At 68.7% G+C, this 25,119-nt stretch carries 25 protein-coding genes; 16 read left to right on the top strand and 9 right to left on the bottom strand.

Translation table 11 applies throughout. The features are described from left to right. The first annotated feature begins 131 nt into the window (after positions 1 to 131). Entirely contained in the window at positions 132 to 842 is a 711-nt protein-coding gene (locus tag ACM6LR_RS07040; RefSeq protein WP_414936759.1) for a hypothetical protein, read from the top strand. A gap of 21 nt (positions 843 to 863) precedes the next feature. On the opposite strand, the gene ACM6LR_RS07035 is transcribed toward ACM6LR_RS07040, so the two are convergent. Beyond that, complete coding sequence (locus ACM6LR_RS07035; RefSeq protein ID WP_414943422.1) at positions 864 to 1,997, bottom strand: hypothetical protein; 1,134 nt, start codon at positions 1,995 to 1,997, stop codon at positions 864 to 866. Positions 1,998 to 2,089: 92 nt separating this feature from the next. Here ACM6LR_RS07035 and ACM6LR_RS07030 point away from each other — a divergent pair, with 92 nt between their 5' ends. From ACM6LR_RS07030 to ACM6LR_RS07000, 7 genes are all read left to right on the top strand, one after another. Continuing rightward, positions 2,090 to 2,857 (top strand): SDR family NAD(P)-dependent oxidoreductase, encoded by a 768-nt coding sequence (locus ACM6LR_RS07030; RefSeq protein WP_414943421.1) that lies wholly within the window; start codon positions 2,090 to 2,092, stop codon positions 2,855 to 2,857. 89 nt (positions 2,858 to 2,946) lie between these two features. After that, the gene (locus ACM6LR_RS07025) at positions 2,947 to 3,441 is read left to right on the top strand and encodes a PepSY domain-containing protein (RefSeq protein WP_414936762.1); all 495 of its coding nucleotides are present in this window, start codon (positions 2,947 to 2,949) and stop codon (positions 3,439 to 3,441) included. Between the two features lie 84 nt (positions 3,442 to 3,525). Beyond that, entirely contained in the window at positions 3,526 to 4,284 is a 759-nt protein-coding gene (locus ACM6LR_RS07020; RefSeq protein WP_414936763.1) for an ABC transporter ATP-binding protein, read from the top strand. Continuing rightward, the gene (locus ACM6LR_RS07015; RefSeq protein ID WP_414943420.1) at positions 4,284 to 6,821 is read left to right on the top strand and encodes an ABC transporter permease; all 2,538 of its coding nucleotides are present in this window, start codon (positions 4,284 to 4,286) and stop codon (positions 6,819 to 6,821) included. Before ACM6LR_RS07020 ends, ACM6LR_RS07015 begins: the two co-directional genes overlap by 1 nt. A gap of 58 nt (positions 6,822 to 6,879) precedes the next feature. Next, a complete protein-coding gene (gene pyrE / locus ACM6LR_RS07010; protein WP_414936765.1) occupies positions 6,880 to 7,443 on the top strand; it encodes an orotate phosphoribosyltransferase in 564 nt (187 codons plus the stop codon). 120 nt (positions 7,444 to 7,563) lie between these two features. After that, positions 7,564 to 7,956: a DUF2784 domain-containing protein gene (locus ACM6LR_RS07005; RefSeq protein ID WP_414936766.1), complete on the top strand. Its 393-nt coding sequence runs from the start codon at positions 7,564 to 7,566 to the stop codon at positions 7,954 to 7,956. 14 nt (positions 7,957 to 7,970) lie between these two features. Next, the gene (locus tag ACM6LR_RS07000) at positions 7,971 to 8,624 is read left to right on the top strand and encodes a TrmH family RNA methyltransferase (protein ID WP_414936767.1); all 654 of its coding nucleotides are present in this window, start codon (positions 7,971 to 7,973) and stop codon (positions 8,622 to 8,624) included. Positions 8,625 to 8,694: 70 nt separating this feature from the next. On the opposite strand, the gene ACM6LR_RS06995 is transcribed toward ACM6LR_RS07000, so the two are convergent. Continuing rightward, the gene (locus tag ACM6LR_RS06995) at positions 8,695 to 10,830 is read right to left on the bottom strand and encodes a molybdopterin oxidoreductase family protein (protein ID WP_414943419.1); all 2,136 of its coding nucleotides are present in this window, start codon (positions 10,828 to 10,830) and stop codon (positions 8,695 to 8,697) included. Positions 10,831 to 10,902: 72 nt separating this feature from the next. Here ACM6LR_RS06995 and ACM6LR_RS06990 point away from each other — a divergent pair, with 72 nt between their 5' ends. Next, complete coding sequence (locus tag ACM6LR_RS06990; protein WP_414936769.1) at positions 10,903 to 11,922, top strand: glycoside hydrolase family 76 protein; 1,020 nt, start codon at positions 10,903 to 10,905, stop codon at positions 11,920 to 11,922. Between the two features lie 21 nt (positions 11,923 to 11,943). Here the strand turns inward: ACM6LR_RS06990 and ACM6LR_RS06985 are convergent, their stop codons facing one another. From ACM6LR_RS06985 to ACM6LR_RS06975, 3 genes are all read right to left on the bottom strand, one after another. Further along, the gene (locus ACM6LR_RS06985; RefSeq protein ID WP_414943418.1) at positions 11,944 to 12,477 is read right to left on the bottom strand and encodes a GNAT family N-acetyltransferase; all 534 of its coding nucleotides are present in this window, start codon (positions 12,475 to 12,477) and stop codon (positions 11,944 to 11,946) included. 86 nt (positions 12,478 to 12,563) lie between these two features. After that, a complete protein-coding gene (locus ACM6LR_RS06980) occupies positions 12,564 to 13,433 on the bottom strand; it encodes a LacI family DNA-binding transcriptional regulator (protein WP_414943417.1) in 870 nt (289 codons plus the stop codon). An 88-nt stretch (positions 13,434 to 13,521) separates the two neighbouring features. Beyond that, positions 13,522 to 14,556 carry a LacI family DNA-binding transcriptional regulator gene (locus ACM6LR_RS06975; RefSeq protein ID WP_414943416.1) on the bottom strand — a complete coding sequence of 345 codons (1,035 nt, stop codon included), beginning with the start codon at positions 14,554 to 14,556 and terminating at the stop codon, positions 13,522 to 13,524. A gap of 126 nt (positions 14,557 to 14,682) precedes the next feature. On the opposite strand from ACM6LR_RS06975, the gene ACM6LR_RS06970 reads away from it, so the two are divergent. The 7 genes from ACM6LR_RS06970 (at position 14,683) to ACM6LR_RS06940 (ending at position 20,364) form a co-directional block, all read left to right on the top strand. Further along, positions 14,683 to 15,699 (top strand): substrate-binding domain-containing protein, encoded by a 1,017-nt coding sequence (locus tag ACM6LR_RS06970; protein WP_414936773.1) that lies wholly within the window; start codon positions 14,683 to 14,685, stop codon positions 15,697 to 15,699. Continuing rightward, on the top strand, positions 15,696 to 16,685 hold the full coding sequence (locus tag ACM6LR_RS06965; protein ID WP_414936774.1) for an ABC transporter permease: 990 nt from the start codon (positions 15,696 to 15,698) through the stop codon (positions 16,683 to 16,685). The genes ACM6LR_RS06970 and ACM6LR_RS06965 overlap by 4 nt, the downstream gene beginning before the upstream one ends. After that, positions 16,682 to 17,503: an ATP-binding cassette domain-containing protein gene (locus ACM6LR_RS06960; RefSeq protein WP_414936775.1), complete on the top strand. Its 822-nt coding sequence runs from the start codon at positions 16,682 to 16,684 to the stop codon at positions 17,501 to 17,503. The genes ACM6LR_RS06965 and ACM6LR_RS06960 overlap by 4 nt, the downstream gene beginning before the upstream one ends. After that, the gene (locus ACM6LR_RS06955; protein WP_414943415.1) at positions 17,503 to 18,378 is read left to right on the top strand and encodes a PfkB family carbohydrate kinase; all 876 of its coding nucleotides are present in this window, start codon (positions 17,503 to 17,505) and stop codon (positions 18,376 to 18,378) included. The genes ACM6LR_RS06960 and ACM6LR_RS06955 overlap by 1 nt, the downstream gene beginning before the upstream one ends. Next, positions 18,375 to 19,022: a nucleoside/nucleotide kinase family protein gene (locus ACM6LR_RS06950; protein ID WP_414936777.1), complete on the top strand. Its 648-nt coding sequence runs from the start codon at positions 18,375 to 18,377 to the stop codon at positions 19,020 to 19,022. The genes ACM6LR_RS06955 and ACM6LR_RS06950 overlap by 4 nt, the downstream gene beginning before the upstream one ends. Next, a complete protein-coding gene (locus tag ACM6LR_RS06945; RefSeq protein ID WP_414936778.1) occupies positions 19,019 to 19,765 on the top strand; it encodes an SDR family oxidoreductase in 747 nt (248 codons plus the stop codon). The genes ACM6LR_RS06950 and ACM6LR_RS06945 overlap by 4 nt, the downstream gene beginning before the upstream one ends. A gap of 185 nt (positions 19,766 to 19,950) precedes the next feature. Beyond that, complete coding sequence (locus ACM6LR_RS06940; protein ID WP_414936779.1) at positions 19,951 to 20,364, top strand: VOC family protein; 414 nt, start codon at positions 19,951 to 19,953, stop codon at positions 20,362 to 20,364. 8 nt (positions 20,365 to 20,372) lie between these two features. Here ACM6LR_RS06940 and ACM6LR_RS06935 read toward each other — a convergent pair whose 3' ends face one another. From ACM6LR_RS06935 to ACM6LR_RS06920, 4 genes are all read right to left on the bottom strand, one after another. Then, a complete protein-coding gene (locus tag ACM6LR_RS06935; RefSeq protein WP_414936780.1) occupies positions 20,373 to 21,044 on the bottom strand; it encodes a DedA family protein in 672 nt (223 codons plus the stop codon). A 150-nt stretch (positions 21,045 to 21,194) separates the two neighbouring features. Beyond that, complete coding sequence (locus ACM6LR_RS06930) at positions 21,195 to 23,483, bottom strand: MFS transporter (RefSeq protein ID WP_414943414.1); 2,289 nt, start codon at positions 23,481 to 23,483, stop codon at positions 21,195 to 21,197. Between the two features lies 1 nt (position 23,484). After that, positions 23,485 to 24,003: a MarR family winged helix-turn-helix transcriptional regulator gene (locus tag ACM6LR_RS06925; protein ID WP_414943413.1), complete on the bottom strand. Its 519-nt coding sequence runs from the start codon at positions 24,001 to 24,003 to the stop codon at positions 23,485 to 23,487. A gap of 511 nt (positions 24,004 to 24,514) precedes the next feature. Then, positions 24,515 to 25,042 (bottom strand): TetR/AcrR family transcriptional regulator, encoded by a 528-nt coding sequence (locus ACM6LR_RS06920; RefSeq protein ID WP_414936783.1) that lies wholly within the window; start codon positions 25,040 to 25,042, stop codon positions 24,515 to 24,517. Positions 25,043 to 25,119 lie beyond the last annotated feature (77 nt).

The following is a 25,119-nucleotide window of genomic DNA, read 5'->3' as shown; positions in this document are numbered from 1 at the left end:
CGTGAATCGTTGGCGATACAGCGATTTGTCGACGTTTCGGGAAGTCTCCAGGGGTGCGGCACCGAAAGGGGTGGCGCGACACGGCGCCCAGCGATCACGTCCGGTGAGCGCGGGGGGATACCCTGACCGTCGTGGGTATTCCGGCGTGGATCTGGTTCGTCATCGCCGCCGTCGCCTTGGTGGCGGGGCTGGGGCTGCTCGCGGCCGACCGGGCGAAGGAAGGCTCGCGCAATCGCGAGCGAATGCGCTGGGCCGAGCTGCGCGGCTGGCAGTTCGCCGAGGAGGACGAGCGGTTGCCGCGGCAGTGGTCGGGCGGTGCCATCGGGTACTTCGGTGCGCAGGTGGCGGTCAACGTCGTGGCCGGGTCCACCTTCACCTCCGACGGACGGCGTCCCGTCTTCATCTTCGACATCGAGACCGAGGGCCAGATCCCGGCGGTCGTGGTCGCCGTGCGCTGCAACCGCGTGCACGAGACGCCGCTGGAGATGTGGTTGTCCAGCGTGCCGTTCCAGCGCCAGGGCATGCCCGAGATGCTCGGCCCGATCGGCCAGCGTTACGCCTTCGCGGACGACGCCGAGGGCGCCCGCAAGGTGATCACGCAGGAACTCGTCGACGCGGCGGACTCGCTCGGCGGTGACGTCGGCGTGGCGTGGCTGGAGAACGAGTGGGTGCTCGCGAGTGTCGCCCCGAACGCCGGGCCGTCGCGGCTCGAGCGGCTGCTGCGCGACCTCGGCGAGATCGCCGACATCGTGGACCCGTTCGACGAGGAGTACAACAACGCGCCGACCCCTGGCCGCCACTGGCAGGCCGAGAAAGCCGACGATGCGGAGTCCAAGGGCTAGGAGTCAGGCGCGGCCTGCCCGTCAGGACCGCTTGAGTTCCAGCGGAAGCGCGCCGGCGATGACGCCGGTGTGCTTCCGCTGACCGAGCACCGTCAGATCGAGCGTTCCGGATTGCCTGAGATGCCCGGCTTGCGCGGGATCGCCGGTGGGCAGGACCCCGCGCGATGACGTCGCCGTGGTTCCGTGAGCGGATGCCACGTCGCCGACGCCGAGGTCGCCGCTGATCGTGTTCGCGCCGGACCCGGTGAGCGCGGAGCCGTGCCGTGCCAGGCTCGCGTCCTGCTCGGTGGTCACCAGCCCGGTCGCCGGGCCGACGGTGCCGCCGAGGACGTGTTTCTGGCCGAAGCCGGTGCCGGAACTGACGGCCAAGGGCAGGACGCCCTTGAACCGGCCGCCACCGTGCTGTGCCGACGTCGTCCCGATGGCGGCGAAATTCCCGAGATCGAGGGCGTGCCCGGAAGACCGGCCTGCCTCGAGCAGTCCGCCGAGGTCGCCGGAAAAGCCGCCGTCGAGCCGCAGGGCCCGGTGGAGTTCGCCGACGGCGCGCTGGTCGGTCTCATTGATCACGCCGAACCCGGGTAGCGGGCGGAAAGCCTGGTAAGTCCCCTCGGACGCGCCGATTCCACGCCCGTCCTCGGTGATGAGGGCGGGCGTACCGGTGCGCGGATCGAGGACGGCCTCGGTCAGCCGCGCTCCGCTCCGCTCGAGTTTGGTCTCGTTCCCGGCCACGGCACTGCCGTAGGGAGCGAGCTTCACCGTGTTCCGCTGGCCTTGCGTGACGACCTCGGTGGTCTTCGACGCGGCGAGCGCGCCGACCTTGTCCCCGCGGACCGTGACGCCGTCGCGGGTCTCGACGGTCTCACTCGCCGATCGGCGGACATCCGCGAAGACCTTCGAGCCGCCGAGGTCCTTGCTGTAGACGTTCCGTTCGGCGATGTTCAGGAAGCCGCGAAGGACGGACGTATCGCCTTCGCTGGTGACGCCGATTCCGCGGTCGAGGGTGCCTTCGCGCTTGTGGTCGAGAGGCAGCGGGGTCGGCGGGTCGGTCTGGGCGGCGAGCGAGGTGGCCGGGCCGGCGAGCAACAACGCCAGCGGCGCGGCACCGGCCGCGACCTTGGGCAGATAGCTCGGCTTGCGCCTGCTGTGCTTCCCCATGCTGCGGGACGATACTTCCCGACTTCGCCAGATGCACTTCAGGTCCCCACTGTGGGTGGTTTCCCAGGCCGACCGGCGAGTAGGTTCCCGGTATGACATCCACCGCCCTGATCACCGGCGCCACCGCCGGCATCGGCGCGCAGTTCGCGCGCAGGCTCGCCGCCGAGGCCTACGACCTCGTGCTCGTCGCCCGCGATGTCGACAGGCTGGAGAGCTTCGCCGCGGAACTGGTCGAGGCGCACGGCGTCGAGGTCGTCGTCCTGCCCGCCGATCTGTCCGAAGTGGACGGACGTGCGCTCGTCGAGGCCCTGCTGGCCGAGGAGCCGGTGGACCTGCTGGTGAACAACGCGGGTTTCGGGCTCAACGGCGACTTCTGGACCATCCCGCCGGACGCGTTGCAGCGTCAGCTCGACGTCAACGTCACCGCTGTCCTGCGGCTGACGCGCGCCGCGCTGCCGGGAATGATCGAGCGCGGCGAGGGCGCGATCATCAACGTCAGCTCGGTCGCCGGCTTCTTCAGCGGACGCGGCTCGACGTACACGGCCAGCAAGAACTGGGTCACGTCGTTCACCGAAGGCATCGCGGCCTCGCTGCCGGAGAACGTCCGCATGATGGCGCTCTGCCCCGGGTTCACCACCACGGAGTTCCATGAGCGGGCGGGTCTGGACAAGCCGGGCCCCAGGGCGTTCTGGCTTCGTGTCGAGCAGGTGGTGGACGAGGCGCTCGCGGATCTGCGCCGCGGCAAGGTGATCTCGGTGCCGAGCCTGCGGTACAAGGCGATCGTCGCGGTCGGCGGCCTGCTGCCGAGGGCGGTGCTGCGCAAGCTCGGTGGCGGGTTCGGCGGCAAGGGCCGCACCTGAGGGTCCGGCATCGGGGTGACACCGTTACCCCACGGTGCCCTCCAGCGGGACAACGGTTCGCGCCTGTGCCGGGCGGGTATTCGTGGATCATGAGGTCATCACGTCTTGTCGCGGCCGGAGTGCTGACGCTGGCTTTGGCCGCTTGTTCCACCGAGCCGCCGGCGGGCCCGGCGGCACCGGCGCCAGGCGGGGAGAGCGCACAGCCGGTGAAGGCGATCGAGGCGGCGGCGGGCGCCGTGCCCGACGGGCGGGTCTTCGATGTGGAACTCGCGAAAGACGGGTGGGAGATCAAGGTCGCGTCGAACGGGCAGGAACACAAGGTGCGGGTGAGCCGCGACGGTGGCCAGGTGCTCGGCAAACAGCAGACGGCCAAACCGAGCGACGACTTGGCGAAGGTCGAACAGTCGGGTGTCGACGCGGTCAAGGCACTGCGGACCGCACAGCAGCGCCAGCCCGGTGAGCTGGACGAGTTGGAGATCGATCGCGCCGCCGACGGCACCCTTGTCTGGGAGGTCGCGCTTCGCGACGGCACGGGAACCGAGCATGAGGTCATCGTGGATGCCAAGACCGGCGAAGCTCGCTGATCCGACGGGGTAGGGCGCGCCCTACCCCGGAAACGCACGTTCACCCCAGGGTGCATTCGGCCAGGTGTTCCTAGGGTTTTCCCCATGAACACTGGGTGCAGCGGTGACGCGGTCCGGCTCGACGGCGTCCGCAAGGAATACGGCAAGGGCGTCATCGCCCTGGACGGGGTGACACTGGCGTTCCCGCGCGGCGGCTTCACCGCCGTGATGGGCCCTTCGGGCTCGGGCAAGAGCACCTTCCTGCACTGCGCGGCCGGGCTGGACCGGCCGACGTCGGGGTCCGTCGTGCTCGACGGGCAGGAGCTGGCCGGGATGAGCGAGACGAAGCTGACGAAGCTGCGCCGCGACCGGGTCGGTTTCGTCTTCCAGGCCTTCAACCTGCTTCCGGCACTGACCGTCGAGCAGAACGTCACGCTCCCGCAGCAGCTCGCCGGTGCCAAGCCGGACCGCCGTGTCGTCGAGGAGATGCTCACCCGCGTCGGGCTTTCGGGGCGCCGCAAGCACCTTCCCGGCGAACTTTCCGGCGGGCAGGCGCAGCGCGTCGCGATCGCGCGGGCGCTGGTCACCCGGCCCGCGGTGGTCTTCGCCGACGAGCCGACCGGCGCGCTCGACACCCGCACCGCCGCCGAAGTACTGGGACTGCTGCGCGAGTCGGTCCGTACCACCGGACAGACGGTGATCATGGTGACCCACGACCCGATGGCCGCCTCGTACGCCGACCGCGTCATCTTCCTCGCCGACGGCCGGATCGCGGACGAACTGCACGCGCCGACCGCGGACGTCGTCGCCGAACGCATGATCCACCTGGGTGCCTGGGGCAGCCCCGCGCGGGCGGGTGCGTGATGCTGCGACTCGCTTTCCGGACCCTGCGCCTGCGCAAGGGCGGCTTCATCGGCACCTTCATCGCCGTCTTCTTCGGCGCGCTGATCGTCGCCTCCTGCGGTGGCCTCATGGAGACCGGCATCCGCGGCAACGCGGAACCGCAACGTCTCGCGGCGGCGCCGATCCTCGTCACCGGCGATCAGACCTTCGAACTGTCCAAAAGCGACCCGGCCACCCTCGACCCCGACGACAAGCACAAGACCGAGGGTGTGCGGCTCCCCGAGCGGGTCCGGCTCGACAACGGCCTGATCTCCCGGATCCGCTCCGTGCCAGGTGTCTCGGACGTCGTCGGTGAAGTGAGCTTCCCACTCGCGGCGGCCGGGCGGCCCGCGCTCGGCCACGCTTGGGATTCCGCCGCGCTGACCCCGTACGTGCTGGTCGAGGGTGTCGCGCCCGCCGCGGGTGAGGTCGTCGTCGAGTCGACGTCGGGTCTGAAGCCCGGCGCCCTCGTCGACGTCGCCGCGCGCGGCACGACCGCGGGCTTCCGGGTTTCGGGGGTGGCCGGTGCGCCGCGTTCGATCACGCCGGCCGCCGTGTTCTTCTCCGCCGCCGACGCCGCCAGGCTCTCCGGATACCCGGGCAAGGCCGACGTCATCGGCGTCTTCACCAAACCGGGCGCCGACGTCGAAGCGGTGCGGGCGAGCGTCGCCAAGGCCGCGGCCGGGGCGACCGTCCTGAGTGGCATCGACCGCGGTGTCGCGGAGTTCCCCGAGGCCGATTCGAGCGGGGCCAACCTGATCGTCATCGCCGCGGTGTCCGGCGGCCTTTCGGTGATGGTCGCGATGTTCGTCGTCGCCAGCACGCTGAGCCTGTCCACCCAGCAGCGTTCGCGTGAGCTCGCACTGATGCGGGCGATCGGCACGACCCCTCGCCAGCTTCGGCGCATGGTCCTCGGCGAGGCGCTGGCCGTCGGTCTGCTCGCCACCGCGCTCGCCGCCGTCCTCGGCCCGTTCCTCGGCGAGTGGTTGTTCGGGCAACTGGTCGAAAACGGTGTCGTGCCCGAGGTTCTGCGGTTCTACCAGGGCTGGCTGCCCGCGGTGGTCGGCGCGGGTGCCGCGATGCTCGCGGTGTTCGTCGCCGCCACCGTGGCAGGCCACCGGGCCGGGAAGATCCGGCCGACCGAGGCGCTCGCCGAAGCCGCGGTCACCCGCCGCTGGCTGACTCCGACGCGTGTCGTGGTCGCCGCACTCTGCTTCGGTGGCGGCCTCGCGCTGGCCATCGTGACCGTCGCGGTGATGACCGGCCCGATCGCGGCCAGCACGGCCGGGCCCGCGGTGATCCTCTGGGCGATTGGCGTCGCGATGATCACCCCTGGCGTCGCGAAGGTGATGACGGCGATCCTGCAGTGGCCGATCCGCCTGCTCGGTGGCATCGACGGCCGTCTCGCCGTGCTCAACACCCGTGCCGGGATCGTCCGGGCCGCCGGTGCGGTCACCCCGATCATGCTCGCCGTCGGGATCGCGACCGCGCACATCTACCTGCAGACCACCCAGCAGGAGCTGGCGAATCAGGCGTTCACCGAGGACGTCCGCGCCGACGCCGTGATCGGCACACCGCACCGAACCGGGTTGTCGCCGGACCTGGTCCAGCGGATCCAGAACGTGCCCGGTGTCGCCGGGGTGTCCGAGTACGTCACCAGCACCGTGTTCATCGAGGCACCGTACGACGACTCCGACGACGGGCGCCCGGCGATCGGCCTCACCGCGTCCGGCGCGGGCGCGACGACCGACACCAAGGTGACCCAGGGCGACCTCAAGGCGCTGACCGGCAGGAGCGTCGCGCTCCCCGACGTCTTCGCGAAGGACTTCGATCGCGGCATCGGCGACACGCTGAGCCTGAAACTCGGCGACGGCGCCGCTGTCGACGTCAAGGTCGTCGCGGTGACCAGCCAGCGCCCCGGTTTCGAGAGCCTGCTGCTCCCGGCCGATCTCCTGGCCCCGCACACCACCGCCGGGCTCGCCGGGCAGATGCTGGTCCGCGCCGCTCCGGACGTCGATCCGGCGGCGCTGACCGAACGGCTCCGCGAGGTGACGGCCGGGCAGCCGGTGTCCGTCGGCGACCGGGACGCGCTCGTCGCGGCGCACGCCGCGGACCAGGCCGTCGGCGCGTGGGTGAACTACCTGCTGGTCGGGATGATCACCGCCTACACGGTGATCTCGGTAGCCAACACACTGGTGATGGCGACCGTGCGGCGGCGCCGCGAGTTCGGCCTCCAGCGGCTCACCGGCTCGACCAGGGCACAGGTCCTGCGGATGGCGGGCTTCGAAGGCGGGCTCGTCGCGCTGATCGGGATCGTGCTCGGCACCGTAGTCTCGGCGGGCGCGATCGTCCCGTTCTGCCTGGTGGCGACCGATTCCCTGCTGCCGATGGGCTCCCCGCTGATCTACCTGACCATCATCGGGCTCGCCGCGGCGCTCGCGCTGGCGGCGACCCTGGTCCCGGCCTTCGCGGCGACCCGCGGTCAGGCCGTGGACGCCGCGACGTCCGGCAGTGACTGAGCGCACTGGAGGAAACACCCCGGTGGTGCGCCGCGAGCCGTGTGTAAGACTCTCGGCCGTGGCGTACCCCGGGGTTGATCAAGCGGCAAAACTCGAACTGGCCAGGTTGGTCGGCGAACTGGCCGTCGTGCACGGCAAGGTGACCTTGTCTTCCGGCAAGGAAGCCGACTATTACATCGATCTCCGGCGGGCGACGCTGCATCACGCGACCGCACCGCTCATCGGGAAGCTGCTCCGGCAGCTCACACACGACTGGGACTACGTCGCCGCCGGCGGCCTGACCCTCGGCGCGGACCCGGTGGCGCTGGCGATGCTGCACTCCGCGGCCACCGACGGTGTCGTGCTCGACGCGTTCGTCGTCCGCAAGGGCGCCAAGGCGCACGGCATGCAGCGCCAGATCGAAGGCGTCGAGGTGCTGGGGCAACGGGTGCTCGCCGTCGAGGACACCTCGACCACCGGTGGCAGCGTGCTCACCGCCGTGAAGGCGCTGCGCGACGCCGGGGCGAACGTGGTCGGCGTAGCGACCGTCGTCGACAGGGACACCGGAGCCCGCGAGGCCATCGAGAAGGAAGGCCTCGAATACCGTTACATTCTGAACAAGGACGACCTCGGTCTGTCCTGATTCAAAGCATCCCGAAGGGGGCATCCTCCGCGCGAACGGAAGATGCCCTCTTTTTTCGTGCGCGTTTCTCGATACGAGAGGGGTAACGTCCCTGGTAGGGGTGTGAAAGGGGGCGTACTGGTGGCCGGGTTCTTGGCGAACGTGACGGTGGCGGTGCACATTCTCGCGCTGTTCTTCATCGGATTCGGTGGATTCCTCGCGTGGCGATGGCCGAAGGTGATCTTCGCGCATGTGTTCTTCGCCGCATGGGGGATCCTCGTCAACGTCTTCCCCTGGCCATGCCCGCTGACGGCGGCCGAGAACTACTTCCGGCACCAGCAGGGCCTCGGCGACCTGCCCGGCGGCTTCAACGCCTACTACCTCTACGACACGGTGTTCCCGCGTTCGATGCTGCCCGTCGTCATCGTGATAGCGATGGCGACGGTGATCATCTCCTACGTCGGCACGGTCCAGCGCTGGCGTCACCGCCACCACGACGGGGACGCACCGGCGCACCGCGTGAGCATGGGCTGAGTGACAATCACTCAGTGAACTCGGAAGAAGCCGGCCCCACCGAATGGGTGGCGCGGGAAGAGGTCGGCGTCGGTCCGTGGGAGGGCGAGTGGCCCGCGGACGAGCGGTACGACCCCGAACTGCTGGCCAACGGTGATCGCCGGAACGTCGTCGACCCGTACCGCTACTGGCGGCGCGAGGCCATCGTGTCCGATGTGGACGGCCGTCGGCACCCGTTCCACGTCGCGATCGAGAACTTCCAGCACGACCACAACATCGGCACCGTCGTCCGGACGGCGAACGCGTTCGCCGCGGCCGCCGTGCACATCGTCGGGCGGCGGCGCTGGAACCGGCGCGGCGCCATGGTGACCGACCGCTACCAGCACCTTCTCCACCACGAGGACGTCAACGGGTTGCTGACCTTCGCCGCCGCGGAGGGACTCGCCGTGGTCGCCGTCGACAACACCCCCGGCTCGCAGCCCGTCGAGACCGCGGAACTCCCGCGCGAGTGCGTGCTGCTGTTCGGCCAGGAAGGGCCAGGGCTTTCGGCCGAGGCGCAGAAGACCGCGTCACTGGTCGTCTCGATCGCCCAGTTCGGCACGACACGCTCGATCAACGCCGGCGTCGCCGCCGGGATCGTCATGCACGCCTGGGTCCGGCAGCACGCCGACCTCACCACCGCCTGGTAACTCCCGCGTTTCGTCCTCTGGTTGCGGTCCTTGCATGCGCAACTACCGCAACCAGAGGACGTAACGCGAGCTAGACCGGGGCGACCTCCACCGGGATCCCGTTCAGGACGGCGTTCCCGGACGGGACGTCGAGCAGGGTCTCGTCGGCGACCAGATTCGAGTTGACCCCGGCGTGCGCCGTCGCGACCTTCGTGCGCATGCCGTCGACGTCGTGCCCCCAGCCGTGCGGCATGCTCACCACGCCGGGCCGGACGTCGGCCGTGACCTCCACCGGCGCTTCGAGCTTCCCCGCCCGCGACGTCACCGAAGCGAGCCCCCCGTCGGTCAGCCCGAGCCGGGAGGCGTCGTCCGGGTGAACCTGGACGGTGCACCGGTTTCCGCCGCGTACCAGCGGCGTCAGGTTGTGCATCCAGGAGTTGTTCGAGCTCAGGTGCCGTCGTCCGATCAGCAGCAGGCCGCCGTCGGGCACCTTGTCCAGTTCCGCGCGCAGCCGCGGGATGTCCTTCGTGATCGCGTCCGGCGCCAGCTCGACCTTCCCGCTCGCGGTGGTGAGCACCTCCGGCAGCCGCGGCTTCAGCGCGCCGAGGTCGATCCCGTGCGGTGCGGCTTCGAGGTCGGCGAGTTTCAGCCCGTACGGTCCGCCGCGCAGCATCAGGTCGATCATCCGCGCCGGTCCCGTACGGCCTTCGGCGAGCGACAGTTCGACACCGGTGCGCCGCGCGGTCTCGCCCGCGACCATCGTGTCGAAGGCGGCGACGTCGACGTCCGGGCCCTGGCCTGCGGCGATCCCGGCCATCCGCAGCAGGGTCACCCACTCCTGCGGCATGTCCGTGTCGAGCGTCGGCGGCGTCCAGTTCGCGACGTTGCGCACGGCGAGGGTGTACAGCGCGACGTCGTAGTGCGGTCGCTCCAGCGGTGACGGTCCGGGCAGGATGACGTCGGCGTGCCGGGTGGTCTCGTTGAGATACACGTCGAGGGAGACCATGAAGTCCAGCTGCCGCAACGCTTCCGTGAACCGCGCGGAGTTGGGCGTGCTCAGTGCCGGGTTGCCGCTGACGGTCACCAGCGCCCGGACCTTGCCCTTGCCGGTTGTCTCGATCTCGTCCGCGAGTGTGGCCACCGGCAGTTCGCCGAGCACCTCGGGATACCCGCGCACCCGGCTCGTCCAGCGGCCACTGGTGAACGGCGAAGACCGTCGCGGCTTCCACGCGGCGGGCAGCGGGAACATCACGCCGCCTTCGCGGTCGAGGTTGCCGGTGAGCGTGTTGACGACGTCGACCAGCCAGCTGGCGATGGTGCCGTACGCCTGGGTCGTGGTCCCCATCCGGCCGTAGACCGCGGCGCGTCCCGCGTTCGCGAGGTCGAGCGCGATGCGGCGGATCTCGGCCGCGTCGATCCCGGTCGCGGGCGCGACCGCCTCCGGGGTGAACGGCTCCGCGAGCGCGCGTACTTCTTCGACGCCGTTCACCTGCTCACTGGGAGTGACCAGGTTCTCCGTGAACAGGACGTTGACCAGCGCGAACAGGAACAACGCGTCGGTGCCGGGCCGGATCGCGTGGTGCTCGTCGGCGAGCTGGGCGGTCCGGGTGCGGCGCGGATCGAGGACGACGATCCTGCCGCCCCGCTTTTGAATCCCGCGCAGCCTGCCGCGGATGTCGGCCGCGGTCAGCAGGCTTCCGTTGGACACCAACGGGTTCGCGCCCAGGATGAGCAGGTGCTCAGTGCGGTCGAGGTCGGCGACGGGGATGGTCTGCGGGTCGCCGAACAGGTAGCCGGACGAGAAGTGTTTCGGCATCTGGTCGACCGTGGTCGCGGTGTAGAAGTTCTTGGTGCCCAGAGCTTTGAAGAACACGCGGCCGTAGAGCACCAGCGCCGCGTTGTGCACCGTCGGGTTGCCCGAGTACACCGCGACGGCGTCCTTGCCGTACTCGTCGATGATCGGCCGCAGTCGCTTGTCGATCTCCGCGAACGCCTCGTCCCAGGTGACCTCGACGAACTCGCCGTCGCGTTTTACCAGCGGCGCGGTGAGCCTGTCCGGGTCGTGGTGCAGTGCGCCGAGCGAGGCGCCCTTCGGGCAGATGTACCCCTGTGAGAAGACGTCCTCGCGGTCACCTCGCACTCGGGTGACCAGGCTCTTCTCGTCGATCGTCACCTCCAGGCCGCAGGTCGCTTCGCAGAGCGGGCAGGTCACATGCGCCGTGGTCATGAGCACCTCGCGGGTTCGGGAACCGTCTCAACATACTGAGCGGTATGTCAGCGGGCAAGGGATGATGGCGCGATGACTGCTCTCGCCGACCGGGCCGCGGCCGCCGAGCGCGCGGTCCGCGACCGGCATCTGCGCCGGGTTTGGGGACTGCCCGGCACCGTGCTCGGCCGCAGCGGCTGGCCGCCCTCGGCGGGCCAGCGCGTCCACTGGCACTGGAACTACTGGTGGCAGGCACATCTGCTGGACACCCTCGTCGACGCGCAACTGCGGGACCCCTCACCTGATCGACTGAAGCTGATCGACCGGTTCGTGGCGTCTCTCCGGCTGCGCAACTTCGGAAAGTGGATCAACGACTACTACGACGACATCGCCTGGCTCGGCCTCGCGCTGCAACGCGTGGGGCATCTCGGGCTGGACGTGCGCGGCGGGCTGGAGGCGATCAGTTCGCGCCTGCGCGAAGGCTGGACCGACGACGCGGGCGGCGGGATCTGGTGGCGCGTCGGCGACAAGTTCAAGAACGCGCCCGCGAACGGTCCGGCCGCGATCTTCCATGCCCGCGAAGGCTCGGTGCAGCACGCGGAGGGCCTGACCGAGTGGATGACCGAACGGCTCGTCGACCCGGAAACCGGACTGGTCTGGGATGGCCTGCGCGTCGACTCCGGTGAGCTGGTCAAGCATATTTTCACGTACTGCCAAGGGGTCTATCTCGGCGCCTGCCTCGAACTGTCCGAAGTAGACAGAGTGGAGCACTCGATCCACGCGGTCGCGGAACATGTCGCGCCGGACGGCGTGATCCGGGGGCAGGGCGACGGCGACGGCGGCTTGTTCGCCGGAATCCTGGCGCGGTACCTGGCGCTCGCGGCGCCGCTGCTGCCGAGCGGGGTGGCGCGTGATCTGGTCATCCGGTCGGCGGAAGCCTGCTGGAGCGGCGCCACCGAGACGCCGCACGGGCCGCTCTTCAGTGCCGACTGGGCGACTCCGGCCCCTTCGCTGCCCCTGGCTCCTGACGCGCCTGAGCGTGACCTGTCCGTCCAGATCAGCGCATGGATGCTGCTCGAAGCCGCCGCCACCCTGACCCACGACCGCAACTAGAGGACTACTTGCGGTCGTGGGTCACCAGACGTCGCCCGAGCGCCAATCCGCGGTGATCTCCCCGTCCAGGTCCATCGTGACCCCCACCGGCAGCACGTGGATCGACCCGTCGTCCTCCTTCGTCGCCTCCACGCCCGAAGGCGTCATGGCCGACAAAGGACCGCGCCACAGCAGCCAGCCACGCGACGCGTAGAACTCCAGGGCCTCTTCAGACGCCGAAAGCGCCCCGAGGTCGTATGCCTTCCGCAGGACCCGCTCCAGCGCGTCCATCATCGCGGCGCCATGACCGCGCCGCCGGTGATCCGACCGGACGGCGACAGCCTCGACGTAGCCCGTCCGGAGTGCCCGCCCGTCGTGCACGAGCCGCCGCTGGACCAGCGACGCGTGCCCGATCAGCTCGCCGCCCTCCCAGATCAGCGTATGCATGCCGCCGAGAGCGTTTTTCCAGTCGTCATCGCTGAAATCGCCATCGAAGGCGTCGTCGAGCAGGGCGCGTGCCGCTTCCAGCACGGCGGCGTCGAGGTCGGCGGTATGCACGGTCCACAGCTCGGTCATTCCGCCATCTTCACCCGGCGGCGGCGTTCTGACCAGCCAGATCCGAAGCACTCTTCACCGCTGAGGATCCATCGGCGCGGTGTGACTCAGCAGCCGCACGACTGACGGTGTATGAAGCGCGGCGCGAGCCGTACGGATTCAGGTCGTCGCTCTGGGTCGGTGATCCGGGCCAGCAGGAGTTCGACGGCTTTGCGCCCGATTTCTTCGATCGGCTGCGCCATCGTGGTCACCGCCGGGGTCACCTGCCCCGCCCATTCCATGTCGCCGTACCCGACGATCGCGAGGTCGCGCCCGATCCGGATGCCGAGCCGGTGTGCCTCGTACTGGACGCCGATCATCATCGCCTCGCTCGCCACCACGAGCGCGGTCGGCGACGGCCAGCTGTCGAGCAGCTTCGCCGTCGCGGCGGCCGCGCCCCCCGCGGTCGACTGTCCGCACGCGACCAGCTGCGACGTCCACCGGATGCCGGAGCGGCCGAGACCGAGCCGGTAGCCCAGTGCCCGCTCCTCGAAGGTGGTCATGTCCTCTTCGCCCGAGATGAAGCCGATCTTGCGGTGCCGCAGCCCGGCGAGGTGCCGCACGAGCGCGCATACGGCCTGGATGTTCTCGGAGCCGACCTGGTCGACGTCGTTGCGTCCGGCCATCCGGTCGACGAGCACGGTCGGCACGCCCATCCGGACCAGTCCGTTGATCACCGCGTCGTCGCCCGCCGACGGCACGAGCAGGACGCCGTCGACGCGGTCCGCCCGCAGCGCGCGGATGACCGCGGCCTCTTCGGCGACGCTGTCCCCGGTGTCGGCGAGGGTGATCTCGCAGCCGTGACGGCGCCCGGCGCGGCGGATGGCGCGGATGAGTTCACCCGAATACGGGTTCGCGTGCATCGCCATGGCCACCCCGAACCGGTGGGTGACAGGGGTGTCCTCCCACAGGGGTAACGCCGGGGACAATGCGGTCATCACTCCACGCCTTCATCCGAGCTTGAATGAAGGTAACGGCTGACGGGGCATCGCTTGGCCGCAAGAGCGGAAAGTCTGCCGACAATCATCAATGTGAGTGAACGAGCGCGCATCCGCACGACGCCCGATGGCGCAGCGTAGGCGGAATCCGAATCGTCTGGGCCTTGCGCGCGGGATCGTTGATCCTGGCCAGCAGGAGGCGTACCGCCTGTGTGCCTATCTCCTCGATCGGCTGCGCCATCGTGGTCAGCGGCGGATCGACCAGATCTGCCCACTCGACGTCGTCGTAGACCACCACCGGCAGGTCGATCCCGGCACGCAGGTCCCGGCGCCGCAGCTCGTGCAGCACCCCGACCATCATGCTGTCGTTGCCGACCACCAGCGCGGTCGGTGGTTCCGGGAGCGCGAGCAGGGTGCTCAGCGCCAGTGCCCCGCCCGCCCGCGACGACTGCCCGCACGCGACCAGGTCTTCCGACCAGGTGAGCCCCGAACGGCCGAGTCCCAGCCGGTAGCCGAGGATGCGCTCTTCGCTGGTGCTCAGCCCCGCCGCGCCGCTGATCATCCCGATCCGCTGGTGCCCGAGCGACGCCAGATGCGCGGTCAGCGCCGACGTCGACTGGATGTTCTCCGCGCCGACCTGGTCGACGTCGGTGCGCGTGGACAGCCTGTCGATGAGCACGGTCGGGACGTCCAGCGAGACGAGTTCGCCGATCACCGAACCGTCACCCGGCGAAGGCGTGATCAGCAACCCGTCGACCCGGCGGGAACGCAGGGTCCGGACTGTTTCACGCTCGGTGTCGACGGTGTCGTGCGTGTCCGCCAGCAAGACCGTGTACCCCGCCGAGGCGGCTTCGCGCTCGATCGCCTGGATGAGCACGGCGAAGTACGGGTTCGCCAGCAGGGAGATCGCGACGCCGATCGACCGCGTACCACCGGTGACCAGGGATCGGGCGATGGCGTCGCCGGTGTAACCGGTCTGCTCGATCGCGCGGAGAACCGCGGCCTTGGTCTCCTCGGCCACCGCCCTCGTCCCGTTGACCACGTGTGAGACTGTCGTGATCGAGACTCCCGCCAGCTCGGCGATGTCGCGTTGGGTGGGGCGGGAGGAGCGTGACGGCGGCATTACCAATCCTCGATCAGGTACTCGAACAAGAGGTATGGGCAAGCGTTTGCGCAAACGCTTGCGAGCGAGCATAACCCTGTCTACCTTCCGGTCCATCGCCGATAGCCTTGAATCGGAGGGCATCCCATGAGACAGCGCAGTCTCGTCGCGCTCGCCCTGGCCGCCGCGCTGACGGCGACCACGGCCGGGTGCACGGTCGAACGCCACTGGGGTGGCGGATCGAACGCCGGAGGCGGTGGCAAGGCCAAGGTCGGCCTGGTCACCAAGACCGACACCAATCCCTACTTCGTCGAACTGAGAGCGGCCGCCAAGGCCGCCGCCGAAGCGAACGGCGCGGACTTCAGCGCGCTCGCCGGCCAGTTCGACGGTGACAACGACGGCCAGGTCCGGGCCATCGAGAACCTCATGCAGCAGGGTGCGAACACCATCCTGATCACGCCGAGTTCCTCGACCGGCGTCCTCGACGCCATCGACCGCGCCCGCAAGGCCGGGGTGCTGGTCATCGCGCTCGACACCGCGACCGAGCCCGACACCGCCGTCGACGCCACCTTCGCCACGGACAACTTCGAGGCCGGGCGTCAGCAAGGCGCGTATGTCAAAGCCGTGCTCGACGGCAAGCAGCCGAAGCTGTTCATGGTGGACGGCACCGCCGGATCCACAGTGGACACTCAGCGGCACACCGGGTTCCTCAAGGGCATCGGGCTGACCGACGCCTCGCCGGAGATCAAGGGCAAGACGCCGGCCAACGGCGACCAGAGCCTGGCTCAGCAGGGCGTGGAGAACCTGTTGCAGCGCACCACCGACATCAACGCCGTCTACACGATGAACGAGCCGATGGGCCGCGGCACCTACGCCGCGCTCCAGGCCCGCGGCCTGGTGAACCAGATCGTGATGGGCTCGATCGACGGCGGCTGCGAAGGCGTCAAGAACGTGCGCGACGGCCAGTACGCCGCCACGGTCATGCAGTTCCCCAAGAAGATGGCCGAGCAGGGCGTCCTCGCCGCCATCGAGTACGCCAAGACCGGCAAGAAGCCGAGCGGCTTCGTCAACACCGGATCCGCGGTGATCACGGACAAGCCGATCCCCGGCGTGGAAAGCCAGGACACCAAGTGGGGCCTCGAGAACTGCTGGGGGACGAAATGACTACGGCGACCCTCGAACGCAACGAACGACCGACGATCGGTGAGTTCTTCCTCCGCGCACCAGCCGTCGGGCCGACGCTGGCCTTGCTCGTCGCGATCGTGGTGTTCTCCTCCTCGACGGACACCTTCCTCGATCTCGACAACCTTTCCCTTGTGGTGCAACAGTCCCTGGTGGTCGGCACCCTCGCCCTCGGGCAGACGCTGATCATCCTGACCGCGGGCATCGACCTGGCCAATGCGGCCGCGATGGTGCTCGCGACACTGATCATGGCGAAGCTCGTGGTCGGTGGCGTGTCCGGGATCTGGGCGCTGCTGCTGGGAATCGTGGCGACGGTGGTGATCGGGATGGTCACCGGCTCACTGGTCACCCGGATCAAACTGCCGCCGTTCATCGTCACGCTCGGCCTGCTGACGGTGCTCACCGCGGCCGCGAAACTGTTCGCGAGTGGCCAGGCCGTCCCGGTCGCCGACACGCTGCTCAAATGGCTCGGCACCCGCCGCTACCTGTTCGGCGGCATCCCGATCACCTACGGCATGACGCTGGCTTTGCTGATGTACCTGGCACTTTGGTACGCGCTCACGCGGACACCATGGGGCAAGCACGTCTACGCGGTCGGCAACGCGCCGGAATCCGCGCGACTGTCCGGGATCAAGGTCAACCGGACCATTCTTTCGGTGTACATCGTCGCCGGGGTGATCGTCGGGATCGCCGCCTGGCAGGCGCTCGGCCGCGTGCCGAACGCCGACCCGAACGCCTTCCAGCTCGGTAACCTCGACTCCATCACCGCGGTGGTGCTCGGTGGCGCGAGCCTGTTCGGCGGCCGGGGTTCGGTTCTCGGCACGATGATGGGCGCGCTGGTCGTCGCGGTGCTGCGGTCCGGCTTGACCCAGCTCGGGGTGGACGCGCTCTACCAGGACGTCGCCACCGGTGCCCTGCTCATCGGCGCTGTCTGCGTCGACCGTTTCGCGAGGAGGCAGCAGTCATGACGACACCCACGACGCTTGAACCGACTCTAGCCGCGCGGGGACTGGTCAAACGTTACGGCCGGGTCACCGCCATCGACGGTGCCGACTTCGAACTGTTCCCCGGTGAGGTGCTCGCCGTCGTCGGTGACAACGGTGCCGGGAAGTCGAGCCTCATCAAAGCCTTGTCCGGCGCGGTGGTCCCGGATTCCGGCGAGATCGAAGTGGACGGTCAGGTCGTCCACTTCAAGTCCCCTTTGGACGCTCGTCACCACGGGATCGAGACGGTGTACCAGGATCTCGCCGTCGCGCCCGCGCTCGACATCGCGTCGAACATGTTCCTCGGCCGGGAAAAGCGGCGGAAGGACCTCTTCGGACAGCTGTTCAGGAAGCTGGACACCGCGACCATGCGAGCCGACGCGCAGCGGATCCTGGACGAACTCGGCATCAACATCAAGTCCATCACGCAGCCGGTGGAGACCCTGTCCGGCGGGCAGCGCCAGGGTGTCGCGGTCGCGCGGGCGGCCGCGTTCGGTACCAAGGCGGTGATCATGGACGAGCCCACCGCCGCGCTCGGCGTCGCCGAGTCCGGCAAGGTCCTCGACCTGATCAACCGGATCCGCGAACGTGGCCTGCCGGTGGTGCTGATCAGCCACAACATGCCGCATGTGTTCGACATCGCCGACCGCATCCACGTGCACCGGCTCGGCAAACGCGTCGCGGTCGTCTCGCCGAAGACGCACACGATGAACCAGGTCGTCGGCCTGCTCACGGGTGCGCTGGTGCTCGGTGAGAACGGCGAAGTCGAAGAGGTCGCTTCAGCCGTCCACACTGGACTGTGATGCGAGTGCTGCTGGCGGGCCTGTGCACCGTCGACCAGGTTCAGCGCGTCGCCGAGTTCCCGGCGCCGGGCGAGAAGGTGCGTTCACTGTCGATGGACGTCGCCGCCGGAGGGCCGGCGACGAACGCGGCGGTGACCGTGGCCTCGCTCGGCGCCGGGGCGACGCTCCTGACGGTCGCCGGCGCGCACCCGCTGGCGGCACTCGCCCGCGCCGACCTCGAGGCGCACGGCGTCGACCTCGTCGATCTCGACCCCGACCTGCCCGATCCGCCCGCGATCAGCGCCATCGTGGTCCGTGATTCCGACGGTGAGCGCACCGTCGTCTCGCGCAACGCCCACGCCTCTTCGCGATTCGTCCTCTCGTTGCGGTCCTTGCACGCGCAACTACCGCAACCAGAGGACGAATTGCCCGGGTGCGTACTCCTCGACGGGCACCATCCGGAGGTCGCCCTGGAAGTGGCGCGCTGGGCGCGGGAACGGAAGGTGCCGGTGGTGCTCGACGCCGGGAGCTGGAAGCCGGTCTTCGAACAACTCTTGCCGCTGGTCGACATCGCCGCGTGCTCGTCGCTGTACCGCGGCGACGACCCACGCGAGCACGGCGTCCCGGTCGTGATTACAACGGCGGGCCCCGAGCCGGTCCGCTGGTCGACGGCGGACGGCTCCGGTGAGATCCCCGTTCCCGTCACCCGGGCGCGTGACACGCTAGGGGCGGGCGACGTCTGGCACGGGGCTTTCGCGTACGCGGTCGCCAGGGACACAGGGGACGTCCCCGGCTGGATCGAATTCGCCAACGAGGTGGCCGCCGAACGGGTGCGGCATGAAGGACCGAGGTCATGGACGGCCGCGGTCGCGAAGAGGGGAGAAGGACTGCCATGACTGCCATGCCTCCGGTGTTCGAGGACCTGTTGAGCAGGGCTCAGACGCTGGCGAAGCCGGGACAGCGCAGCGTGCTCGGCATCGTCGGCGCCCCCGCGTCCGGCAAGACGACGCTGGCCTGGGGCCTGGCGAAGGCGCTGGGCACGCGGGCGGCCGTGGTCGGGATGGACGGTTTCCACCTGGCGCAGGTGGAACTGCAGCGCCTCGGCCGCGCGGAGCGCAAGGGCGCGCCGGACACCTTCGACGCCGCCGGTTACGTGCACCTCCTGCGAAGGCTCGCCGAAGGCCGCGAGACGGTCTACGCGCCTGAGTTCCGCCGTGAGATCGAGGAGCCGATCGCCGGTGCCGTCGCGGTGACGCCGGACGTCCCGCTGGTCATCACCGAGGGGAACTACCTGCTCATGCAGGACGACCCGTGGAGCGGCGTCAAGCCGATCCTCGCCGAGTCGTGGTTCCTCGCGCCGGACGAACCCGAGCGCATCGAGCGGCTCGTGTCGAGGCACCGCCGCTACGGCCGTTCGCTGGTCGACGCCCGCCGTCGCGCGCTCGGTTCCGACCAGCGCAACGCCGATTTGATCGCGTCCACCAGCGGCCGGGCCGACCTGGTCCTGGAGAACCTCCCGCTGGTCAACTTCGTCATATGACCGGCGTCATCGTCGTCACCGGCGGCGGCAAAGGCATCGGCGCGGCGGTCTGTGAACTGGCCGCCGCGCGTGGTCACGACGTCGTCGTCAACTACGCGGGCGACGCCGAAGCGGCTGAAGGCGTCGCTTCACGCGTCCGGGAACACGGCGCCCGGGCGATCACCTATCGCGGGGACGTCGCGTCCGAAGACGATGTCGTGGCGCTGTTCGACGCGGCTGTCGAACTCGGCCCGCTCGCCGGGGTGGTCGCGAACGCCGCCATCACCGGCAACACCCCAGGCCGCTTGGACGAGTACGAGGTGGACGTCGTCCGCCGCGTGGTGGACGTCAACATCACGGGCGTCTTCCTGTGCGTCCGCGAGGGCATCCGCCGGATGTCCACCCGGTACGGCGGCGCGGGCGGCGCGATCGTGACGGTGTCCTCCACCGCCGTGCGCACCGGATCGCCAGGGGAATGGGTCCACTACGCGGGAACAAAGGCCGCGGTCGAAACGATGACTTACGGTGTCGCGCAAGAAGTCGCGAGAGAATCCATCCGGGTCAACGCCGTCGCGCCGGGCATGATCCACACCGGACTGCACGCGGCGGCGGGGATGCCCGATCGCCTGGACCGGCTCGCCCCGACCATCCCGATGGGGCGGGCGGGAGAACCCGGCGAAGTCGCGGAAGCCGTGCTGTGGCTGCTTTCCCCGGCCGCTTCGTACACTACCGGGACGGTGCTGACCGTCGGCGGCGGACGTTGACATCCGGGGCCACGGACCGGTTACGAGCGGATATCGGGTCCGCGTGCGGTTCAGCCAATTTTTAACACTGTTTCCCGGCGGATATCACGATTCATGTGGGAAGTCGGCGGATCACCTCGCCGCCGGAGACCCCTGTGTCACTCTGGGGGCGCCCCCAAGCTTCTTGATCAGGACGGTCATCCCCGATGTCCAAGCTCATGTCTGTGCACCACCTGGCACTCACCGTGACCGACGTGGACCGGAGCGTGCCCTGGTACGCCCGAGTGCTCGAACTCGAGGAGTTCACGCGTCGTGAAGACCCCGAAACGGGGCTGCGGAAGGTCGTGTTGCGCTCGCCGAGCGAGGGTTTCGCGGTGGTGCTCGTCGAACATCAGGACACCGAGCGGCCGCGGTTCGACGAACGGCGGACCGGTCTGGACCATGTGGCGTTCAAGGTCTCTTCGCGGTCGGAACTCGCCGAATGGGAAGCGCGGCTCTCGGAGTACGGCGTCGTTTACACGCCGTCGAAGGAATCACGGACCCTGGAAGGCTCGTCGGTCATCGTGTTCCGCGACCCGGACGGGATCCAGCTGGAGATCTGGGCGGACCCGGAGGCTTAGGACACGGCCTAAGTGGTCGTGCGGTCTTCGACCTCGTCGGCGGGGCGCCGCATCTCCTGGCGGTAGCGGATCACGCCGTAGGCCGTGCCCACCACGAAGAACGCGATGCTCACCCAGAGCGCGGCCGTCTTCACCCACGGAAGCTGGTCCAGCAGACCGGCGCCGTAGTAGCCGAGCAGCACCAGCGTCGGCACCCAGAGCAACCCGCCGAGCGCGGTCGCGATGGCGAACCGGCGCGGATCCATCCGCGCGGTCCCCGCGATGAGCGGCGCCAGCGTGCGGATCCACGGGATCCAGCGAGCGGCGACGATGGCGAAGAAACCCCGTCGGTCCAAAAACGCCCTGGCCCGTTCGAGGTTGTGCCGGTTCAGCACCTTGCCGCCGCGCCGTGCGATCAGTTTCGTGCCCGTCGACCGGCCGATGTAGTAACCCACCTGGTTGCCGAGGATCGCGACGAGCAGTGCGGCGGCCGAGAGCAGCCACGCGTTCAGGTCGGAGCCGTGCTGCGCGAGAACGACCCCGGCCGCGAACAGCAGGGAGTCGCCGGGCAGGAACAGCCCGATGATCAGCGCGCATTCCACGAAGATGAAGCTCAGCACGATCACCCAGACGAGCACCGGCCCGGCGGTGTCGAGCCAGCTCACGCCGATGCCCGCGGCCTCGGTGTACACCTCACTCACGTCGTGAGCCTACGTGTAACCGGCGAACCCCACGCGGCCGAACCATGGAATCGGGGTGTCCGAAAGTCCCGGTCACGCACCCGGCCGATGCTATGAACGGTCCGTTACTTGCAAAATTTGCAAGTAACGGACCGTTCATAGCATTCGCCCCTAGCGTTGGATGAGCTCGTCGAGCGCCTGGTCGTAGCTCAGCCGGACGTCGTGTTCGGCCTGGTCACCGCCCAGCAGCTCCACCCGGCTGGTGGCGGGCGGGTAGCCGCTGGCGATCACCGTGTACGTCCCGGCGGGCAGGTCGCTGACCGTGTAGTTGCCCTCCGCGTCGGTCCTCGCCACGGCGGCGACACCGCCCGAGGAGTCGAGCACGGTGATCCGCGCGTCCGGCACCACTTGCTCCCCGTCGGTGCGGGCGACCCCGCTGAGCAGGATCGTGCTGACCAGTTCGACGTCGTGGCGCAGCACCCCGGCGCCGGTGGCGGTCAGCGTCGCCGCGACCGGCCGGAACCAGCGACCGCTGGCGACGATCGTGTACCGGCCGCCCACGATGCCGGCGAACGAGTAGACGCCGTTCTCGCTCGTGTGCGTCCTGGCCACCTGATTGCCGTTGTGGTCGATCAGGGTCAGCGCCGCCCCCACGACGTTCGTCGCGTCGTCCCGGCGGACGTGCCCGCTGATCTGCGCGGATCCCGCCCGGTAGACGCCGTTCCCGTTGGCCACGTGGCCGTTGCCGCTGGGCAGCGCGTGCTTGCCGGGCTCGACGGGCGCGGTCACGACCGTCTTCTCGGAGGCCGTTTCGGCAGGCGCGGGCTCCTCTTCTTCGTCGAGGAGGGCTTCGCCGCCTTCGAGAGCCGACGCCGCCGAAGGGGTCGACCCGCCGAGCAGCGGGATCTCCTTCATGAACATCAGCACCAGCGTCGCCAGCAGCGCGACAGCGCCCGCCACGTAGAACACCGTGGTGATCGACTCGGTGAAGCCGATCAGCACCGGGGTCTTGATGGCCTCGGGCAGGTTCGCGATACCGCTCGTGTTCGACTGGATGTCGCCCAGCGCCGCCGCACCTTCTCCGGTGGGCGCGTTGCCGCCGAATGCCTTGGTGATGTTGCCCGGCAGGACGTTGAACAGGATCGTCAGGAACACCGCGACACCCGCGGTACCACCGATCTGCCGGAAGAACGTCGCCGAAGCGGTCGAGACGCCCATGTCGCTGCGCGGGCCCGCGTTCTGTACCGCGATGATCAGCGTCTGCATGCAGGCGCCGAGGCCGAGACCGATGATCGCGGCCGCGACCAGCGGGTGCCACAGCGCGCTGTTGTACTCGACCTGCGCGAAGAAGAACGCGCCCGCCGCGATCAGCAGCGTGCCGACCACCGGGAACACCTTGTAGCGACCGGTCTTGCTGGTGATCTGGCCCGAGATGATCGAACCGCTCATGATGCCCGCCATCAGCGGGATCATCAGCAGACCCGACTCGGTCGGCGAGAACTCCTGAACCACCTGCATGTACTGCGGGATCATCATGATCGCGCCGAACATCGCCACACCGACGATGACGCCGCCGATGATCGCGACCGTGAAGGTCGAGTTCTTGAACAGCCGCAGCGGGATCAGAGCCGCGTCCTTCATCAGCTTCTCGATGAAGATGAAGGCCACGACGCCGATGGCGCCGACGACGTAGCAGATGATCGCGTTCTGCGAGCCCCAGCCCCATTTGTTGCCCTGCTCGGCGACGATCAGGAACGGCACCACGGCGACGACGAGCGCGAGCCCGCCCCACCAGTCGATCTTGTGGTCGTGGCGCTGGTGCGGCACGTTGAGCACGCGGGCGACGACGAACAGCGCGACGATCGCGATCGGCACGTTGATCAGGAACACCCAGCGCCAGCCGGCGATGTCGTAGCCGAAGACGCTGCCGAGCTTGTCGAAGTCGGCGAAGAACCCGCCGAGTACCGGGCCGAGCACGGTGGAGATACCGAACACGGCGAGGAAGTAGCCCTGGTAGCGGGCGCGTTCCCGAGGCGGCACGATGTCGCCCATGATCGTCATCGCCAGCGACATCAGACCACCGGCCCCGAGGCCTTGGACCGCGCGGAACGCGGCCAGCTCGTACATCGACGTCGCGAACGCCGAGGCGATCGAACCGATGAGGAAGATCGTGATCGCCGCGATGTAGAACGGCTTGCGTCCGTAGATGTCGGACAGCTTGCCGTAGATCGGCGTGACGATCGTCGAGGTGATCAGGTAGGCGGTGGTGATCCAGGCCTGCAGGTCGAACCCGTTGAGGTCATTCGCGATGCGGACGATCGAGGTACCCACGATCGTCTGGTCGAGTGCCGCCAGGAACATGCCCGACATCAGGCCGATCAGGATCGTGACGATCTGACGGTGACTGAGCCGGGGACCGTCTTCATGGACGGCTGGCGGACTTTCTACGGTGGTGCTCACTTCAGGCCCCCTTGGCCTTCGACGCCGACGCGGGGTCGGCGAACTGTGGAGATGTTTTTTCGATGTCGTCGTTCAGCCGGTGGAACAGCGAGTTGAGGGTTTCCCGGTCCGCGTCGGACCAGCCGCCGAGTACTTCGGCGAGCCACTGATTCCGTTGCTTGCGGTTCTCCTCGAACACCCGGAGTCCTTCGGCGGTCGGTGCGAGCAGGCAGGCGCGGCCGTCTTCGGGGTCGGCCAGGCGCTCGACCAGCCCGTGCTGGACGAGGGAGCTCGACTGCCTGCTGATGGTCGAGATCTCGGAGTGCAGGAACTCGGCGAGCTTGCTGGTCCGCTGGGGCCCGACGTGGATGAGGCAGAAGAGGATCGCGTACGCGGCCCGCTCGATGCCGTCCGGCCCCTGCTTGGACACCTGGGACTTCGCCCGGTTGACCAGGCGGACGAGCCGCACGAGCTCGTGCCCGAGGGTGTCGGCCAGATCGAGGTCGGACTTCGACCTGGTGCCGGGTGTCGTGGGTGTCATGATCGTCTCTCTCGCCGGTTGCTTGGTCACTGCAACTAGTTGCCTAGAGCAAGGATGTTCCTCTCGCCGGAGCTTCGCAAGGAGAAATGACCTTGTGTGTCGGACAACACTTTAGTTGTCGCATGCAAGCACATTTATTCGTGCATGTTTGTCCGGTTCGCCCGTCTTGGGGTGCTGGGCAGGCCTTTTGCTCGCCCTGGAACAAGCCGGGCCGGTCGCGCTCTCCCTCTACGACGCCGAAGCCGGCGCGATCCTGATCTCGATCACCGCGCCGCGCGCCAAGGCGCTGGTGGACCGCATTTAGTCCTCTAGTTGCGGTACTTGCACGCGCAACTACCGCAACTAGAGGACTAAACGCGGGCGGTGGTGACGATGCCGAAACGCACCGGGCCGGCGGGGTGAAGGGAACCTTCCTCGCGTGGAATGCGGCGAAAGCGCCCTTCGCCGCGTGAGACGCGGTGGCGCCTGGCGCGGCGCGCCAGACCGCAATTAGAGGACTGAACGCGAGGGGTCAGCGCTGGATGCGGGCCGTGATCTCGTCCATCCGGTCGAGCAGGTGAGTCGGGTCCTCGCCGCCGAGCGCGGCCCGCAGGTAGAGCCCGTCGCCCACCAGGATGACCAGTTCCGCGGTCAACGGATCATCGACGTTCTCGCTGATCATGGCGTGGATCTTCTTGTTGTAGGCCTTCACGAGGTCGGCGACCCGCGGCTCGTTCAGCAGGATTCGGATCGTAGCCATGGTCGTGCGGTGCAGTGGCTTCTGCATCGTGACGTCGGTGATCGCGGTGCGCAGGTAATACAGGACCACCCCTTCGGGTGCCTTCCGTGCGCGCTCCATGTCCTCGTCCGACAGTCTCGCCAGCCGCTCCATCATGCCGTCGACCAGGGCATCCTTCGAGCCGAAGTGGTAGAGCAGGCCGCCCTTCGACACCCCGGCTTGCGCGGCGACGGCTTCCAGGGTGATGCCACCGGGGCCCTGTTCGATGAGTATCTCCTCGTACGAATCGAGGATGCGTTCCTTCGCCGAGGGCTTCGCCATATCAATTGACTATACCGTCCGGACGGTTTATCTTCGAGTGAGACGGTAACTGTACCGTCCAGACGGTTTACCTACTT

It is taken from the genome of Amycolatopsis sp. cmx-11-32 (assembly GCF_047608695.1).
Classification (GTDB): domain Bacteria; phylum Actinomycetota; class Actinomycetes; order Mycobacteriales; family Pseudonocardiaceae; genus Amycolatopsis.
Note: the sequence above shows the minus strand (reverse complement) of the source record. Positions and strands in the feature narration are given on the sequence as shown.